18 protein-coding genes and 1 other RNA gene are annotated in these 15,297 nt (G+C 57.8%); 10 read left to right on the top strand and 9 right to left on the bottom strand.

Going from position 1 to position 15,297, the window contains the following annotated elements:
* Nucleotides 1-45 precede the first annotated feature (45 nt).
* A complete protein-coding gene (locus AB1E42_RS14210) occupies nt 46-654 on the top strand; it encodes a sulfotransferase family protein (protein WP_368344890.1) in 609 nt (202 codons plus the stop codon).
* 65 nt (nt 655-719) lie between these two features.
* Nucleotides 720-1,169, top strand: a complete 450-nt coding sequence (locus tag AB1E42_RS14205; RefSeq protein ID WP_368344889.1) for a YtoQ family protein — start codon at nt 720-722, stop codon at nt 1,167-1,169.
* 72 nt (nt 1,170-1,241) lie between these two features.
* On the opposite strand, the gene ald is transcribed toward AB1E42_RS14205, so the two are convergent.
* Entirely contained in the window at nt 1,242-2,378 is a 1,137-nt protein-coding gene (ald, locus tag AB1E42_RS14200; RefSeq protein WP_368344888.1) for an alanine dehydrogenase, read from the bottom strand.
* Nucleotides 2,379-2,522: 144 nt separating this feature from the next.
* Here ald and AB1E42_RS14195 point away from each other — a divergent pair, with 144 nt between their 5' ends.
* Complete coding sequence (locus tag AB1E42_RS14195) at nt 2,523-2,981, top strand: Lrp/AsnC family transcriptional regulator (RefSeq protein WP_368346440.1); 459 nt, start codon at nt 2,523-2,525, stop codon at nt 2,979-2,981.
* Between the two features lie 57 nt (nt 2,982-3,038).
* On the opposite strand, the gene rpsU is transcribed toward AB1E42_RS14195, so the two are convergent.
* The gene (gene rpsU / locus AB1E42_RS14190; protein WP_368344887.1) at nt 3,039-3,245 is read right to left on the bottom strand and encodes a 30S ribosomal protein S21; all 207 of its coding nucleotides are present in this window, start codon (nt 3,243-3,245) and stop codon (nt 3,039-3,041) included.
* Nucleotides 3,246-3,354: 109 nt separating this feature from the next.
* On the opposite strand from rpsU, the gene AB1E42_RS14185 reads away from it, so the two are divergent.
* Together AB1E42_RS14185 and AB1E42_RS14180 are read left to right on the top strand one after the other, a co-directional pair.
* Nucleotides 3,355-4,071 (top strand): COQ9 family protein, encoded by a 717-nt coding sequence (locus AB1E42_RS14185; protein ID WP_368344886.1) that lies wholly within the window; start codon nt 3,355-3,357, stop codon nt 4,069-4,071.
* Nucleotides 4,068-5,054: an NAD(P)H-quinone oxidoreductase gene (locus AB1E42_RS14180; protein WP_368344885.1), complete on the top strand. Its 987-nt coding sequence runs from the start codon at nt 4,068-4,070 to the stop codon at nt 5,052-5,054. Before AB1E42_RS14185 ends, AB1E42_RS14180 begins: the two co-directional genes overlap by 4 nt.
* Here the strand turns inward: AB1E42_RS14180 and AB1E42_RS14175 are convergent.
* Entirely contained in the window at nt 5,051-5,689 is a 639-nt protein-coding gene (locus AB1E42_RS14175) for a ribonuclease T (RefSeq protein ID WP_368344884.1), read from the bottom strand. The genes AB1E42_RS14180 and AB1E42_RS14175 overlap by 4 nt on opposite strands.
* Nucleotides 5,690-5,816: 127 nt before the next feature.
* On the opposite strand from AB1E42_RS14175, the gene AB1E42_RS14170 reads away from it, so the two are divergent.
* Nucleotides 5,817-6,572, top strand: a complete 756-nt coding sequence (locus AB1E42_RS14170) for a DUF1013 domain-containing protein (protein WP_368344883.1) — start codon at nt 5,817-5,819, stop codon at nt 6,570-6,572.
* A 37-nt stretch (nt 6,573-6,609) separates the two neighbouring features.
* Here AB1E42_RS14170 and AB1E42_RS14165 read toward each other — a convergent pair whose 3' ends face one another.
* Nucleotides 6,610-7,518 (bottom strand): LysR family transcriptional regulator, encoded by a 909-nt coding sequence (locus AB1E42_RS14165; protein WP_368344882.1) that lies wholly within the window; start codon nt 7,516-7,518, stop codon nt 6,610-6,612.
* Nucleotides 7,519-7,613: 95 nt separating this feature from the next.
* Here AB1E42_RS14165 and AB1E42_RS14160 point away from each other — a divergent pair, with 95 nt between their 5' ends.
* Entirely contained in the window at nt 7,614-8,261 is a 648-nt protein-coding gene (locus AB1E42_RS14160; protein WP_368344881.1) for a DUF2306 domain-containing protein, read from the top strand.
* Entirely contained in the window at nt 8,254-8,886 is a 633-nt protein-coding gene (locus AB1E42_RS14155) for a class I SAM-dependent methyltransferase (RefSeq protein WP_368344880.1), read from the top strand. Before AB1E42_RS14160 ends, AB1E42_RS14155 begins: the two co-directional genes overlap by 8 nt.
* A gap of 3 nt (nt 8,887-8,889) precedes the next feature.
* On the opposite strand, the gene recR is transcribed toward AB1E42_RS14155, so the two are convergent.
* Genes recR through AB1E42_RS14140 form a run of 3 tightly spaced genes read right to left on the bottom strand, consistent with a single transcriptional unit; the run spans nt 8,890 to nt 11,657 of the window.
* Complete coding sequence (gene recR, locus AB1E42_RS14150; protein ID WP_368344879.1) at nt 8,890-9,483, bottom strand: recombination mediator RecR; 594 nt, start codon at nt 9,481-9,483, stop codon at nt 8,890-8,892.
* A 24-nt stretch (nt 9,484-9,507) separates the two neighbouring features.
* Nucleotides 9,508-9,852 carry a YbaB/EbfC family nucleoid-associated protein gene (locus tag AB1E42_RS14145; protein WP_368344878.1) on the bottom strand — a complete coding sequence of 115 codons (345 nt, stop codon included), beginning with the start codon at nt 9,850-9,852 and terminating at the stop codon, nt 9,508-9,510.
* A 44-nt stretch (nt 9,853-9,896) separates the two neighbouring features.
* Nucleotides 9,897-11,657: a DNA polymerase III subunit gamma/tau gene (locus tag AB1E42_RS14140; RefSeq protein WP_368344877.1), complete on the bottom strand. Its 1,761-nt coding sequence runs from the start codon at nt 11,655-11,657 to the stop codon at nt 9,897-9,899.
* 71 nt (nt 11,658-11,728) lie between these two features.
* On the opposite strand from AB1E42_RS14140, the gene AB1E42_RS14135 reads away from it, so the two are divergent.
* Complete coding sequence (locus tag AB1E42_RS14135; RefSeq protein WP_368344876.1) at nt 11,729-12,238, top strand: dual specificity protein phosphatase family protein; 510 nt, start codon at nt 11,729-11,731, stop codon at nt 12,236-12,238.
* On the opposite strand, the gene ffs is transcribed toward AB1E42_RS14135, so the two are convergent.
* Both ffs and AB1E42_RS14125 read right to left on the bottom strand, forming a co-directional pair.
* Nucleotides 12,234-12,330: signal recognition particle sRNA small type (gene ffs, locus AB1E42_RS14130), an RNA gene on the bottom strand. The two genes, AB1E42_RS14135 and ffs, sit on opposite strands and share 5 nt — an antisense overlap.
* Before the next feature lie 56 nt (nt 12,331-12,386).
* Nucleotides 12,387-14,213, bottom strand: coding sequence for a metallophosphoesterase (locus tag AB1E42_RS14125; protein ID WP_368344875.1), 1,827 nt, complete (start codon nt 14,211-14,213; stop codon nt 12,387-12,389).
* An 81-nt stretch (nt 14,214-14,294) separates the two neighbouring features.
* On the opposite strand from AB1E42_RS14125, the gene nudC reads away from it, so the two are divergent.
* Entirely contained in the window at nt 14,295-15,266 is a 972-nt protein-coding gene (nudC, locus tag AB1E42_RS14120; protein WP_368344874.1) for an NAD(+) diphosphatase, read from the top strand.
* Nucleotides 15,267-15,297 lie beyond the last annotated feature (31 nt).

Here is a 15,297-nt window from a genome sequence, read left to right as displayed (position 1 = left end):
CGTGTATCTGAAACTGTGCTAACCTCCCTGAAAAGGGAGGTCAGCATGGCACTTCAAGTCATCGGAACGGGTTTTGGCCGAACGGGGACGGACTCAATGCGCGAAGCATTGGGGATACTCAGATTTGGGCCATGCCATCACATGTTCGAGATTTTTGCCAGCGACCATCAACGCGCACTATGGCGGGCGTTGGCTGGAGGTGCGGCCCCGGATTGGGATGCACTCTTCGACGGCTTCCAGTCTTGTGTGGACTGGCCGAGCGCAGCCTATTGGCCGGAGTTGGTTGATGCTTTCCCAGAGGCAAAGGTGATCCTGACATGGCGGGACGCGGAAAGTTGGTGGAACAGTTTTTCCAAGACCATTTTGCCGAACATTCAATACTCCCAGGATAAAGCCTCACTTGGGTGGGCGCTGATCCATCAACAGGTCTTTTCGGGCCGGCCGCATGACAAAGAACACGCCATCGCCGTTTATGAAGCGAATGTCGCCAAGGTGAAGGCGGCAGTCCCTCCAGGGCGATTGCTGGTTTATGAAATTGGCAGCGGCTGGGGGCCGCTCTGTGCGCATCTTGGTGTGCCTGTGCCAGAGACACCCTATCCGCTACGCAATTCGACGCGGGAATTCAAAGACAATGAAAACACGTTTCATAGTTAGCGGATGGGTGGACCTCGGAGCGAGAATGCTTAGGGTGCGCGGCTTCACAAACAATGGAGGCACCCATGACGCTGAAGGTCTATTTGTCCGGCGAGATTCATACCGATTGGCGCGAGCAAATCATCGAGGGATCAAAGGAACTGGACGTGCAGTTCAGCAGCCCAGTGACCGATCACGATGCGAGCGATGACTGTGGCGTGCGTATTCTTGGTGCGGAGCCAAACAAGTTTTGGCACGATCATAAAGGCGCAAAGTTGAACGCTATACGGACCCGCAAGGGGATTGAGGATGCGGATGTTGTGGTTGTCCGGTTTGGTGAGAAATACAAGCAATGGAATGCCGCTTTTGATGCTGGGTACGCGGCAGCATTGGGCAAGTCGCTGATCGTGTTGCACGGGGCCGATCATCAGCATGCATTGAAAGAGGTTGATGCTGCTGCGCTTGCGGTGGCGGAGGAACCGCAGCAAGTTGTCGAAATGTTGCGCTATGTTTTGACTGGCGCGTTGCCAGCCTGACAAAGAAAAAGACCCGGCCTGTGACCGGGTCTTTTGATGCCCACGCAATGCGCTTGGGCAAGGAGGAAGGTTTTAGGCTGCGCGGGGTGCTGCTTCGGCGACCAAGGAAGCCGGATCGACCGTGGCGATGCCCAGTGCCTCGCCCACGGCGGCATAGGTCAGCTGACCAGCATGGACGTTCAGGCCGTTCAGCAGGTGCTTGTCCTCGGCGCATGCGCGCTTCCAGCCTTTGTCTGCTAGAGCCAGCATGAATGGCATCGTGGCGTTACCGAGCGCGATGGTAGAGGTGCGGGCCACGGCGCCGGGCATGTTGGCGACGCAATAGTGCATGATGCCATCTACCTCGTAGACCGGATCCTGATGGGTGGTTGCTTTGGAGGTTTCAAAGCAGCCGCCTTGGTCGATAGCGACATCTACAAGCGCGGCGCCTGGCTTCATCAGCGCCAGCTGTGCGCGGCTGACCAGCTTTGGTGCGGCGGCGCCCGGAATCAGGACAGCGCCGATGACCATGTCAGCCTGCGGAAGCAGTTCTTCGAGCAGACCAGCGGAGGAATAGCCGGTTTTAAAGGTGCCAGCGAAAACATCATCAAGGTAGCGCAGACGCGGCAGCGAGCGGTCGAGGACGGTTACGTCTGCGCCCATGCCGGCAGCGATCTTTGCTGCGTGGGTGCCAACGACGCCGCCGCCGATCACGATCACCTTTGCGGGGCCAACACCCGGCACGCCGCCGAGAAGAACGCCGCGTCCGCCGTTGGCCTTTTGCAGTGTCCACGAGCCGACCTGCGGCGCAAGGCGCCCAGCGACTTCGGACATCGGGGCCAGCAGGGGCAGGCCGCCACGGTCATCAGTAACGGTTTCGTAGGCAATCGCGGTGCAGCCGGAATCGATCAGGTCATGCGTCTGGTCCGGATCGGGCGCGAGGTGTAGGTATGTGAACAGCAGTTGGCCTTCACGCAGCATCTTGCGCTCGATGGCCTGTGGCTCTTTGACCTTCACGATCATGTCGGCGGTTGCGAAGATTTCTTCGGCGGTGTCAGCAATGGCGGCACCAGCAGCGACGTAGTCGTCGTCACTAAAGCCAGCGCCGAGGCCGGCACCGGACTGGATTGTGACTTTATGGCCGTGGGCAACCGCTTCCTGAGCGGCGTTCGGCGTCATGCCAACGCGGAATTCTTGGGGTTTGATCTCAGTGGGGCAACCGATGTGCATTGCTTACTCCTCCAAAGCGGTGCGGTATTGGCACGAGGATCGGAGCAATGGGACGCAATTGCATAGTTTTCTTTGCGATCAAAAAGGATATTATTAGAATAATATTGTGAAAATGCAGGACTGGACGCGATGAAATTGCAAGAAGTGGAGCTTGATCACATTGATCGACGAATCCTTGAGGTTTTGCAAAAGGACGGCCGGATGTCCAATGCAGACCTTTCTGAGCGGGTGAACCTTTCTGCATCGGCTTGTCACAGGCGTGTCCAGCGGCTGGAGAAAGATGGCGTCATCAGTGGCTATGTAGCGTTGGTCAACCCGCGGCGCTTGGGACAGACCACCACTGTTTTTGTCGAAATCACTCTGAGCGGGCAGGCGGACGAGATCCTTGATGCGTTCGAGAAACGGGTGGCGCGAATCCCTGAAGTTCTGGAATGCCATTTGATGGCGGGTACGGCAGACTACCTTCTGAAAGTCGTGGTGCGCGATACCGAGGATTTTGCGCGGTTGCATCGGCGGCATCTGGCGACGCTGCCCGGCGTGCAGACCATGCAATCGTCATTCGGGCTGCGGACGGTGCGGCAGACGACTGCGCTCCCCGTCTAAAAACAAACCCCCGAGGCGGGGCCACGGGGGTCGTTTTAGAAGCGTTCGAAGGGTTCCTTAGAGGAGACCCTCGCGCTGTGCCTTTTTACGAGCGAGCTTGCGCTGACGGCGGATGGCCTCGGCCTTCTCACGCGCCTTTTTGACGGACGGCTTCTCGAAATGTTGCCGAAGCTTCATCTCACGGAAGACACCCTCACGCTGGAGCTTTTTCTTCAGGGCACGGAGCGCCTGATCGACGTTGTTATCGCGAACGTTAACCTGCATGTGGTTTTCACCACCTTTCTAAGTTGGATTTGCAAGAATTTGCAGGAGGCCGCCGTATAGCAAAGGGCCTCTCGCTTGTCTAGAGTGGCAGAAAGCTGAGGAGTCGATGATGCAGATCAGTCAAATCTCGCCGGAAAAGAAACGCTTGTTAGAGGCGGTCCTGCCGCATGTCCCATTTGATGGTTGGTCGGACGCGGCAGTGCGCGCTGGCAACGACGAGATCGGTGTGAGCGAGGCTGATTTTCGTGCCATTTGCCCGCGCGGGGCTGTGGATCTGGCGGTCGCGGCGCATCAGGAAGGTGATGCGCAGATGGTGGCACGGTTGCAGCAGCTCGATATGGCAGACATGCGCTTTCGTGATCGTGTTGCGACGTCTATCCGCCTCCGGCTTGAGGTGGCAGGCGACAAGGAAGTGGTACGCCGTGCGGCGACTCTATTTGCAACACCGCATATGGCAGCGGAAGGCGCCAAGCTGATGTGGAATACCGCTGACGCGATCTGGAACGCGCTCGGTGACACGTCCCGCGACGCCAATTGGTATTCCAAGCGCGCGACATTGTCGGCGGTTTATAGTGCTTGTGTCCTGTTCTGGCTCGGGGATGAAAGCGCCAACGCCGAGGAGACGAATGCGTTTATCGACCGCCGAATCGAAAATGTGATGAACTTTGAAAAGTTTAAGGCCAAGGTGCGCGGGTCAGCTACGTTGAAGCCGCTTGTAGCACCACTGGAGAGCCTGCTTTCGCGGGTGCGCGCGCCAGAGGCGGCGGCGCGGGATCCTGACCTCCCTGGATACTGGGATCCGAAAACAGGGACAACTGATCAATGACAACAATGCGAGCGGTTGAGATTGTAGAGGCGGGAGGGCCAGAGGTCTTGCACCTCACAACACGGCCGCGCCCCGTTCCACGTTATGACGAGGTGGTCATCCGCGTGGGCTGGGCGGGCGTGAACCGGCCCGATGCCCTCCAGCGTGCCGGTCTATACGCGCCGCCGAAAGGGGCAAGCGACCTGCCGGGGCTTGAGGCTGCGGGTGAGATCGTGGCTATTGGCGCGGGCGTGACGCAGTGGGCAGTCGGTGACCGTGTATGCGGGCTCTTGCCCGGCGGTGGCTATGCGGAATTCGTGGCAACCTCAGCGGCGCATTGTTTGCCGGTTCCCGAAGGGGTTTCGCTCAAAGAGGCAGCATGCCTGCCAGAGACGTTTTTCACGGTTTGGTCAAATGTGTTCATGCGTGGCGGGCTGAAGGCCGGTGAGCGTTTTCTGGTGCATGGCGGCACCTCGGGCATTGGCACGACGGCGATCCAGTTGGCCAGTTTCTTTGGCGCTCGGGTGTTTGTGACCGCCGGCAGCGAAGCGAAATGTGCGACGTGCGAAACTCTCGGCGCGGAGCGGGCCATTAATTATCGGGATGAGGATTTTGTTGCCATCATGCGCGATGCAGGTGGTGCGAACCTGATTCTCGATATGGTTGGTGGCGCGTATCTGCCACGCAACGTAAAGGCGCTGGCGGATGATGGCCGCCTTGTGCAGATCGCTTTTTTGCAAGGCGCAAAGGTTGAGATGAATTTTGCACAAGTCATGATGCGGCGGCTGACCCTGACCGGGAGCACATTGCGCCCGCAATCTGACGCGGCGAAAGCAGCAATCGCAAGTGATCTGTTACAAAATGTCTGGCCGCAGATTTCCAGCGGGCGGATCAGGCCGGTGATGGACAGTGCGTTCCCCTTGGCTGAGGCACATGCCGCCCACGCACGGATGGAGAGCAGCGCCCACATCGGCAAGATCGTCCTTGAGGTCGCAGGCGGCTAGCGCACGGGGGCCAATAAGGCTTCAGGTAGAACACAATCCTGTGCGACGCTGCCTGTGCAGCGCCTTGGGGAGAGTGTCTCTCGATTTAGGCAAATGCGCACCTCCTGAATTGCGCCCCTTCGGCAGGTTACGGTGAGTGCCTCTGGGAAAAGTGTTTGATTTTCCTCTAAGAAGGCGGCCTCAATTTCGAGTGCGGAGATCATAATCGTTGCGCCATGTTGTCTCAGCGAGGGTGGCTTTGCGATGCCTTCAAACGCCTCTCGTGCCGCTGCAAAATAATCAGTGGGCGAACGGCCATAACAGGTGCCGTGTTTTTGCCATTGATGCCGCGCGAGTGCCCGCGAAGGCATGATATCTGTGATGGAGGACAGGAGCGAGCCTGAAGGCGCGGGAAAGTCGCTGTCGCAGTCTTGAGGCCAGCCGCGGTTGTATTGTGGCCATAGACCGTGCAGAATCCAACCGTAGCCCGTGTCTTCGTCGCATTGTGGCGAGCGGCGCGCGTCTCCTTCAAGGGCGCACCAATTTGGGGACCAGCTCAGCGAAAGTACATAGTAATCGAAACGGCCAGCAATGTCGTCGCCGCGCGCAGGGATGGACGCTGCCAGCAGCATCAGCACTGAAATCAACGTCCGCATTTTGATCTTTCCACTGCGCATCGGAAAGACTATACAGCGCCCGAGTTCCCTGACAACGAGAACGGGCCAGCAAGTGGCCGCCCCCTGATCCGGGGCATGGGGAAGGCATGGTTTAAGGAGACGACCGATGGCTGACAAACCGATTATGGCGAGAGCGACCGCTGTGTGGCTTGTGGATAACACAACGCTGACCTTCAAGCAGGTTGCGGATTTTGTGGGGATGCACGAGTTGGAAGTTCAGGGCATCGCGGATGGCGATGTTGCCGCTGGCATGCGGGGCTTTGACCCCGTGGCAAACAACCAACTTGATGCCGAAGAAATCAAAAAGGGCGAAGCTGACCCGCTCTATAATCTCAAGTTGAAGAGTAACCCCGCTGCTGCGGGCGAAGAAAAGCGCCGTGGCCCGCGCTATACGCCGCTTTCGAAGCGTCAGGACCGCCCTGCTTCGATCTTGTGGCTTGTCAAATTCCACCCTGAGCTATCGGACGGGCAGATATCGAAGCTCGTTGGAACGACCAAGCCGACCATTCAGTCGATCCGCGAGCGGACCCACTGGAATATCTCCAACATCCAGCCGATTGATCCGGTGGCACTGGGGCTTTGCAAGCAATCCGAACTGGATGCCGCGGTACAGAAGGCCAATGCCAAGCGGGCCAAAGAAGGCACTGTGATGAGCGACGACGAACGCCGCAAGCTGGTATCTACCGAGCAGAGCCTCGAGATGGAGGCGGAGCCGAGGATGCCGACGGCGATCTCCGGATTGGAAACGTTTACACTTTCGGACGATGAAGATCAGGACGACGATGGCAGCGATGGCGATTTCAGCGATGCGGATAGCTTCTTCAACCTGCCTGACAGCGACGACGAAGACGACGGTAAGTAAGCACTGCACTGAACTCTTATGAGGAAAGCCCGGTCGCTCAGCGGCCGGGCTTTTTCGTGGTGAAGTGCTCGGCAAGTAGGTCGAAAACGATACGAATCCGGCGGTTCGTGTGCAGTTCTCGATGTGTGGTCAGCCATGTTGGAAAGAACACCGGCGGCAGTGTTGGGACCGCGGGGACGACTTCAGGATCAACTTCAGTTAAGCTTAGCGGAAAGAGGCTCATGCCCAGCCCTGCGCGCAACATTTCCCAGCAAACGATGGCGCTTTGCGAACCATACGGAAAATTGCTGGCGTCTAAAGGCAGGCCCATTTCATGATAAGCGGCCAGCAAGCCCTCGTCATCTGTGCCGACGCCGATGAAATCAGCGCTGGCAAGGTCTTTTAATGTTGGCGGGTGCACTGCGAAGCGGGACAAATAGCTCCGTGCGGCCAGTAATTGTGCCGCGACATCGGGCAGGCGTTTGGTTATCAGTCCGGGCTGCTCGGGGCGGACATGGCGCAAGGCGATATCGGCCTCCCGTCGCTGGAGGTCGCTGATCGTGTTCTCCGCGATGATCTTGACCGAGATACCGGGGGCGACATCTCGCAGATCGCGTAAAAAAGTGGGCAGTTCATAAGCTGACATGAGGTCGGTGGCCGTGATTGTGACTGTCCCCTCTACGCTTTGCGCGTAACCCGACGCCACGAGGGAGATGCGCCCTGCCGCGTCGCCCATCGGGCGGACATGCGCGAGGAGGTCGTGCCCGATCGGGGTGAGAACCAGCCTGCGGCCGACACGATCAAACAGCGTGACTGACAGCGTTTCTTCCAACGTGGCTATCTGACGCCCGAGCGTTGGTTGGGTGAGGTTGAGCGCACGGGCAGCGGCCGACAAGGAGCCTTCCTCTGCGGTCACGAGAAAGGCGCGGATATGGTTCCAGTCGAACGAGATATTCTGCCAATTCATGCAAAAATGCATAAACTAAGCAGAAATTTTCGCAATTAATATTTGATTTTCGTATGGTTAGGGTGTGCCAACGGTCGTCCTGTTGGAGTTTTGCGATGAAAGCCAAATTATTAATTTCCGGATTGGTGGTGCTCCTGATCATCCCCGTAGGTGGGAGCATGTATCGCATCATCCAAATGATCAGCGGCGGTCCGGTGACTCCCGACAATGCCCGCTATTTCGATTTGCCTTGGGTGCTCGTAATTCATGCTGGCGGGTTGTCTCTGTTTGCGCTGTTGGCGGTGTTTCAACTGGCGACGTCGATGCGGCGCCCTACGCCGCGCCTTCACCGTGTTTTTGGGCGGGTCGCGGCAGGCGCAGGGATTAGTGGCGCGCTGGCAGGGCTATGGATGGTCTATGCGGTGCCGGGGCAATTTGCGATGCAATGGCCAATGGACGTGGCACGGATCATCGCCGCGAGCCTGATACTTGGCTTTATAGCGCAAGGTGTATGTACCGCTATGCGGGGTAGCATGGGTGCGCATCGTCGCGCGATGCTTCGGGCGATGGCCGTGGTTTTTTCGGCGGCAACGCAGCCATTCTATTACATTCCGATTATGTTGATTTTTGGTGAGCCTGAGAGTGGGTTGGCGGAGGCGCTGCTATTTTCCAGCGGTTGGGGTATCAATCTGATAATCGTAGAGTGGATCATAAGGCGGCCACTTCGCAACCGAGCCCTGCAGGCGGGAGAAATCTATGGATAGAGACGACAAGTTCTGGGACCGGATTGCCCGCAAATATGCGGCGCAACCGGTCGCGGACGTTCCGAGCTGGGAGCAGACGCTCGATCATATCAGGCGTTATTTGACGCCTGAGAGCGCCGTGCTTGAGATCGGTGGCGGCACAGGGTCAAGCGCTTTGAAACTTGCGCCGGATGCAAAAGAAATCCTTTGCAGCGATGTCTCCGAGGAAATGATGGTGATTGCCGAGGAAAAGCGCTTGGCTGCGGGAATCAACAACATCCGTTTCACGCGAGGGGTCGCTGGTGATGCCCATTTGGAACGGGAGGGCGGTTATGATGCGGTCGTCGCGCTTAATCTTCTCCATCTCGTGCCTGAACCGCCGGAAACCTTCTGCGCGGTATTTCACCTGTTAAGACCCGGCGGGGTCTTTATCTCGAAAACTGCCTGCCTGAGGGAAATGAATCCGTTTATCAGATTTGCGATCCCCGTGATGCAGCTGTTCGGGAAGGCGCCTCGCCACGTTCACTATCTGAGGGGCGAAGAGTGGGTCGACTTGCTCCGAGCCAGCGGGTTTGAAGTGGTCGAAAGCTGTCGGTATCCGGTTGGAGGCACCACGCAATTTGTCGGCGCGCGTCGTCCGGGCTGAGGGTCACAGGCTGCGACGGGCTTTCAGTGCTGCGGTGATTGTGCCGTCATCGAGATAATCCAGCTCACCGCCAACAGGCACACCTTGCGCCAGCGACGTTACCGTCACATCAGGCAGTTGGTCCGCAATGTAATGAGCGGTTGTCTGGCCGTCGATCGTTGCACCGAGGGCAAGGATCACCTCGGAAATGGCTTCGCTGCGGACGCGGTCCAGTAGCTTGGGAATGCGCAGTTCCTCCGGTCCGATAGCGTCGAGCGCGGAAAGAGTACCGCCGAGGACATGATAACGGCCTTTGAAGACACCCGCGCGCTCCATTGCCCAGAGATCGGCGACATCTTCCACGATGCACAACTCTCCCGTTGCGCGCTTTTCGCTGTTGCAGATATCACAAATATCAGTCGTGCCGATATTTCCGCAGTTGAGGCATTCTCGCGCGGAGGTGCCGACCCTGTGCAAAGCATCGGCAAGCGGGATCAGGTGCAGGGAGCGCTTCTTGATCAGGTGCAGTACCGCGCGCCGTGCCGAGCGGGGGCCAAGCCCCGGAAGCTTCGCCAGAAGTTCGATGAGGTGCTCGATATCCTTGGTTGCATCGCTCATGCCGCAGCGGACCCAGATTCCGGCCTAGAACGGCAGGTTCATGCCCGGCGGAAGGCCAAGGCTTTCAGTGAGTTTGCGCATTTCGTCCTGCATGCGGGTTTGCGCCCGGCTTTGAGCATCCTTGATCGCCGCCAAGATCAGATCTTCGACCATTTCCTTTTCGTCTGGGTGGAAAATGGAAGGGTCGATATCGAGCGCTGTCAGGGTGCCTTTCGCTGTTGCGGTGGCCTTGACCAGACCAGCGCCGCTTTCGCCTGTGACGGTGACATTGCTCATCTCTTCCTGCATGTCAGCGATTTTCTGCTGCATTTCTTGCGCGCTTTTCATCATCTTGGCCATGTCGCCAAGACCGCCCATTCCCTTGAACATATCGATCTCCTCTGATCGGCTGAAAGGCCGGATTGTGGCTTTTGCTAGTCTTCGTCGAATGGATCCCATTCGTCTTCAACCTCGGGGAGCGCTTCGGCCTCCGCTGCGCTGGCGAGGTCTTCTTCGGTGCGGATATCGGTGATCCGTGCCTTTGGAAAGGCGCGAAAAATGGATTGAACCAGCGGGTGGGTTTCGGCCTCTTCCCGCAAGGCGCGTGCGGCGGCGTCTCGTACGTCGGCAATGGTCGGCGCACCGCCCTCGTTGACAAGAATGACCGCCCAACGAGCCCCTGTCCACGCCTGCAACCGCGCGCCAAGCCTTTGCGCCAGATCGGAAGGCGCGGAGTCCGAGGGTTGGAATTCAATGCGACCCGGCTGATAGCGGGCCAGTCGGACGCCCGTTTCGACCTCGACCAGAAGTTTGACATCGCGGTGGGCGCGGATCAGCTCCACGACTTGCTCAAAGGTGGCAAAGCGGGAAAGCGCGTCAGGGGCTTCTTGCACGGCCAGCTGTGCTGATGGTCCCGAAGGGCCTGAATGGGTTGGGGTTGGCGATGAGGCGTAGGCCGACGTGGTGCTTCCACCTGTTTGCGGCGCTGAAGGGGGCCGTCCGCTCCCGCCTCCATTCGGAGGAGGTGGGCTTTGTGATTTCAAGCTGCGGATCAATTCATCAGGCGTGGGGAGATCTGCTACATGGGTGAGCCGGATGATGGCCATTTCGGCGGCCATCATTGCATTGGGCGTATGGCCAACCTCTTCGAGCGCTTTGAGCAGCATTTGCCATAGGCGGGATAGAACCCGCATCGGCAGCGCGGCCGCCATCGCTTGCCCCCGCGCGCGCTCGTCGGGGTTTACGGTGGGGTCATCCGCGGCTTCGGGCGTGATCTTTATGACCGACACCCAATGCGCAATTTCGGCCAAATCCTTGAGAATGGCCATGGGATCTGCACCATCTGCATATTGCGCAGAAAGCTCGGAGAGCGCGCCTGCGGCATCACCCCGTAAAACCATATCGAAGAGGTCGAGCACCCGCCCGCGATCGGCAAGGCCGAGCATGGCGCGGACCTGATCCGCTGTCGTTTCGCCCGCCCCGTGGGAAATCGCCTGATCCAGTAGCGACGTGGCATCGCGGACAGAGCCCTCTGCCGCGCGAGTAATCAGTGCAAGCGCATCATCTGAAATATCGGCCTGTTCAGCAGTTGCGATTTTTCGCATTAACGCGATCATGTCTTCAGGCTCGATCCGCCGAAGGTCAAAGCGCTGGCAGCGCGACAGGACTGTGACGGGCACTTTGCGGATCTCGGTTGTCGCAAAGATGAACTTTACATGCGCAGGTGGCTCTTCGAGCGTTTTGAGCAATGCATTGAATGCATTGTTGGAGAGCATGTGCACTTCGTCGATGATGTAGATTTTGTAGCGGCCCGAGGCAGCGCGGTAATGGACGCTATCGATGATCTCCCGAATATCACCCACGCCGGTGCGTGAGGCGGCGTCCATTTCCATTACATCGACATGGCGGCCTTCCATAATGGCGACGCATTGATCGCAGGTGCCGCATGGGTCCGTCGTCGGGCCCCCATTGCCATCGGGACCGACGCAATTCATGCCTTTTGCGATGATCCGTGCGGTGGTTGTCTTGCCCGTTCCGCGAATGCCGGTCATGATAAATGCTTGGGCGATACGATCCGCCTCGAAAGCATTGCGCAAGGTGCGCACCATGGCATCCTGACCGATGAGATCGGCAAAGGTTTCAGGCCGGTATTTCCGCGCCAAAACCTGATAAGCGGGTTTCGCAGGATCTGTCATGGGGCTCCCAGATTCGAATGCTTCACCAAACTAGGCGGGTGTGGACGTGAGGTCCACCACAGAGGAAGCATATGTCACCGTTTGCAATCCACAAGGTGAAGTTTGGCGCGGGTTGGCTTGCCCTTTCGCCCCTGCCCGGGCGGAATGGCGACTTGGCCCACGATGTTGAGGTTGTTGCGGAATGGGGCGCGGAGTTGGTGCTTTCGATGACAACCTTGCCCGAGATGGAGGTTGCCGGGACGGCGGAGCTTGCGGAACAGTTAAGGAAGGCGGCTATTGCGTGGCGTCATTTGCCTGTCGATGATTTTGGCACACCGGGGGAGGTCGTCGAACAGCGTTGGCCGGAGGTCGCATCGGAAATACGCACCATTTGTGCCCGAGGCGGAAGTGTTTTGATCCACTGTATGGGCGGGTGTGGGCGCTCGGGGATGGCCATTCTGCGGTTGCTGGTTGAGTCTGGCGAAGACGCCCCCAAAGCGCTTGCGCGGTTGCGCAATGTTCGGCCGTGCGCGGTCGAAACAGACAGCCAGATGGAATGGGCTCTTACTGCTGTCAGAAATGTGGATTGGGGAGGAGAGTGAGAGGCTGGACAACGACCCAAGCGGGACTCGTTACGGCTGCTTCCTTCCGGACCTGACCGGGTTGGCGAGGCGCTCGCCCGCGCCAACCTCTCGCCAGCGCATATAGGGGGTTCGTTCCGGTGGCGCAAGGGTGTGCTGCGTGGTCAGATCAGTCAAAGATCAGCCGATATCTCCAGAAGCCGTCGCTCTCAAGCGACAGAGGATCGATACGGACACCGTCCAGCTTGGCAGGGCCGATTTTGGCCGGTGTGGCCGAGCGAAATACCCGTTTATGGCCAGGCGGAGCGATGAGACGCCAAGTCGCTCGCGGCAATTGCCCAGGGGTAACGCGGCCTGACCTCAGGGCCTGTTCAATAATCGTGCGGATCAAGGTTTTGTCGTGAAGATGCGCTTTCATGCCTACGCGGATCAATGCGCCTGCGCGGAAACTGTTGGTGACGACCAAGAAGCGCTGCACTTCGTCTACTGGCCGACCGTTAAAATTAATCTGGGCGAGTTTTGCTCCGACGAGATCAATTTCATACTCCAACCCATCGATTACGTCGAAATGATAGCTTGGGACACTGTCATCGTGCAGAGGGAAGTCGTCACCCGAGGCGGGTGCAGCGCAAAAAATACAGGCGGATCGCGCGAGGCATCCTTTGATTTGATCGGCTGTTGCTTCCAGAATACTCAAGCTGTTTGGATATTGGTACAGTTCCCAAATATTGCTTCGGGTTAGCTGTCCTGATGGGAAGTCGATATAATTTTCGGCCCCACCCAAGCCCCCTGCGCGATAGGGTGTGACCATTGATAAAAGTGGAAGTTCCCGAAGGTCAGGGCGGCTTTGAAGGAGGCTTCTGGCGTGATCCCGCTGAGCGTCGGCCACGATTTGAAGTGGGATATCAGGGGCGACCAGCGATAGGTAGCTGTGCATCCGAAAACGGGTTTGAGTGACAATTTCATCCAGTGCGGAAAGCGTTTTTTCATGCGCTTTTTGCGTGGTGTCGAGAATTTTCTGGGCTGTGCGCGAACGTGTCGGAGAGCTGGTTTGGTTAATCAGGCAGGCATTGCCGCTCACGATGCGCCACGTTCCATCGGCGCCACGGTCCAGCTCAAGTGTGATGACACCCAGATGCTTACCGAGATGCCCGGGCATGGCTGCCGGCTTGCCGAGGATTGTTCCGTTGGTTGAATCTACGCCGTTTGCGCTGCGGTTCCCAATTGGGAAGAGTTGGTGAACATGGCCTGCAAAAATTGCATCTATGCCGTCTATGGCGGCCAGTTTCATCGGGGTGGAAGGGGTTTCGGGGGAGGCGAAGGCTTCTTCAAGACCCTCATGGCAGAGCGCAATAATTATATCTGCGCCAGCTGATTTCATGCGCGGGATTTCGGCAGTTGCCGCGGATATCACGGTTCTTAGCGAGGTCTGTTCGGGTAGGCGCGTTGTTTCCCAACTTTCCAAATTTTCAGGTGCAAATCCGATGACGCCGATTTGGATCGGGTGGCTAAGACCAGACGCGGTGACAATATCTCTCTCAAGAATGACCCAAGGCTGAATTAGGGGCGTCACGCCATCAGGACCGCAGAGGTTGGCGCAGAGAAGGGGTGCCTTGAGCACGTTAGGGACGCTGGAGGGAGCGACTTCCTTGAGCAGAAAGTCGTGGTTGCCAAGCGCCACGGCATCATAGTCGAGCAGGTTGAGTGCCTGGATTACGGGGTTTTCTGCGAGGGGCTGTCGCGGATCCTCCAGCGCCAATTCTGAAAGGGGCGTGCCTTGCAGGAAGTCTCCATTGTCAAAGAGCAGCACGTTGTCTCGTTTTGTGCGGATGTCTTCGATGATTTCGGCGGTATGCACGATTCCCAAAGAGCCGTTTGTGGTTCTCGTGATGTAATCGAACGGCATTACATGGCCGTGCACGTCTGTTGTTCCGAGTATGGTCAGTGTCGCATGAGGCGCTATTGTCGGTGGTGCTTGTTTGTTAACGGGTGTCATGGACTGCCTCCAACAGGGACGCTAGCGACAGTCTTTTCTATATGCAACCTTGGGTTGTCTTGCTTGAAGGGTTTTCAGGATATGCGGATTTCCGAGACGGTGGTTTTTGGTGGTGGCGGGCTGGAACGAGCGGCGCATCTGCGCGGTGAGCCTTCCGTTCTCAAAGGCTTTGCCGATGATGGTACCGCACGCGCGGTTGTTCTTTGGCGCGGCAAACCGCTGGTGAAGCGCTATGGCGGGACTGTCACCGTTGGCCGCTTGCAGTGTAACCATCCTGTTCTGAGCGAAGCTCGCACTCCCGCGGTATTTCTAGGCATGGCAGAAAGTGTACCGATCTTTGCCTATGACATCTCAGATTGGGAACCGGAGGACGTTGATTACAGCACGCTTGGTGCATTCCTTGATCCAACCGAACAGCGTCATCCCGACTTACCCCCTAACGAAACTTTCGCCGAGTTAAGGGCTGTGATGGTGGACATGTCACCACTAGATGCCGAGCTGGCCGCAACCGCGAAAGCAGTTTTATCTTGGCACAAGAGCCACCGCTTCTGTGCGCAATGCGGTGCTCAATCAGAGATGGCGATGGCGGGATGGCAACGGAACTGCGCGAGCTGTGGCGGGCGTCATTTCCCTCGCACCGATCCAGTGGTCATTATGCTGATCACTCATGGTAACAAGGTTTTGCTGGGCCGCTCACCAGGTTGGCCGGAGGGCATGTATTCCCTGCTGGCTGGATTTGTAGAACCTGGAGAAACCATTGAGGCAGCGGTTAGGCGGGAGGTTCTTGAGGAATCCAGCATTCAGGTTGGGCGCGTTTCCTACCTTGCAAGCCAGCCTTGGCCGTTTCCGGCTTCTTTGATGATCGGATGCGCTGGTGAGGCTTTGTCTACAGAGATCAACGTGGATCCCGAAGAACTCGAGGATGCAATTTGGGTATCAAAAGAGGAGCTGGCGCGCGCATTTGCGGTTGAAAACCCCAAGCTGTTACCGGCTAGGAAAGGCGCCATTGCGCATTTCATCCTGTGGAACTGGCTTGCGGATCGACTCGATTAAGGTGATTCTAGAAGCTGGGGCTATGAGCAGG

It is taken from the genome of Pelagovum sp. HNIBRBA483, assembly GCF_040931995.1.
Classification (GTDB): Bacteria; Pseudomonadota; Alphaproteobacteria; order Rhodobacterales; family Rhodobacteraceae; genus JAEPMR01.
Note: the sequence above shows the minus strand (reverse complement) of the source record. Positions and strands in the feature narration are given on the sequence as shown.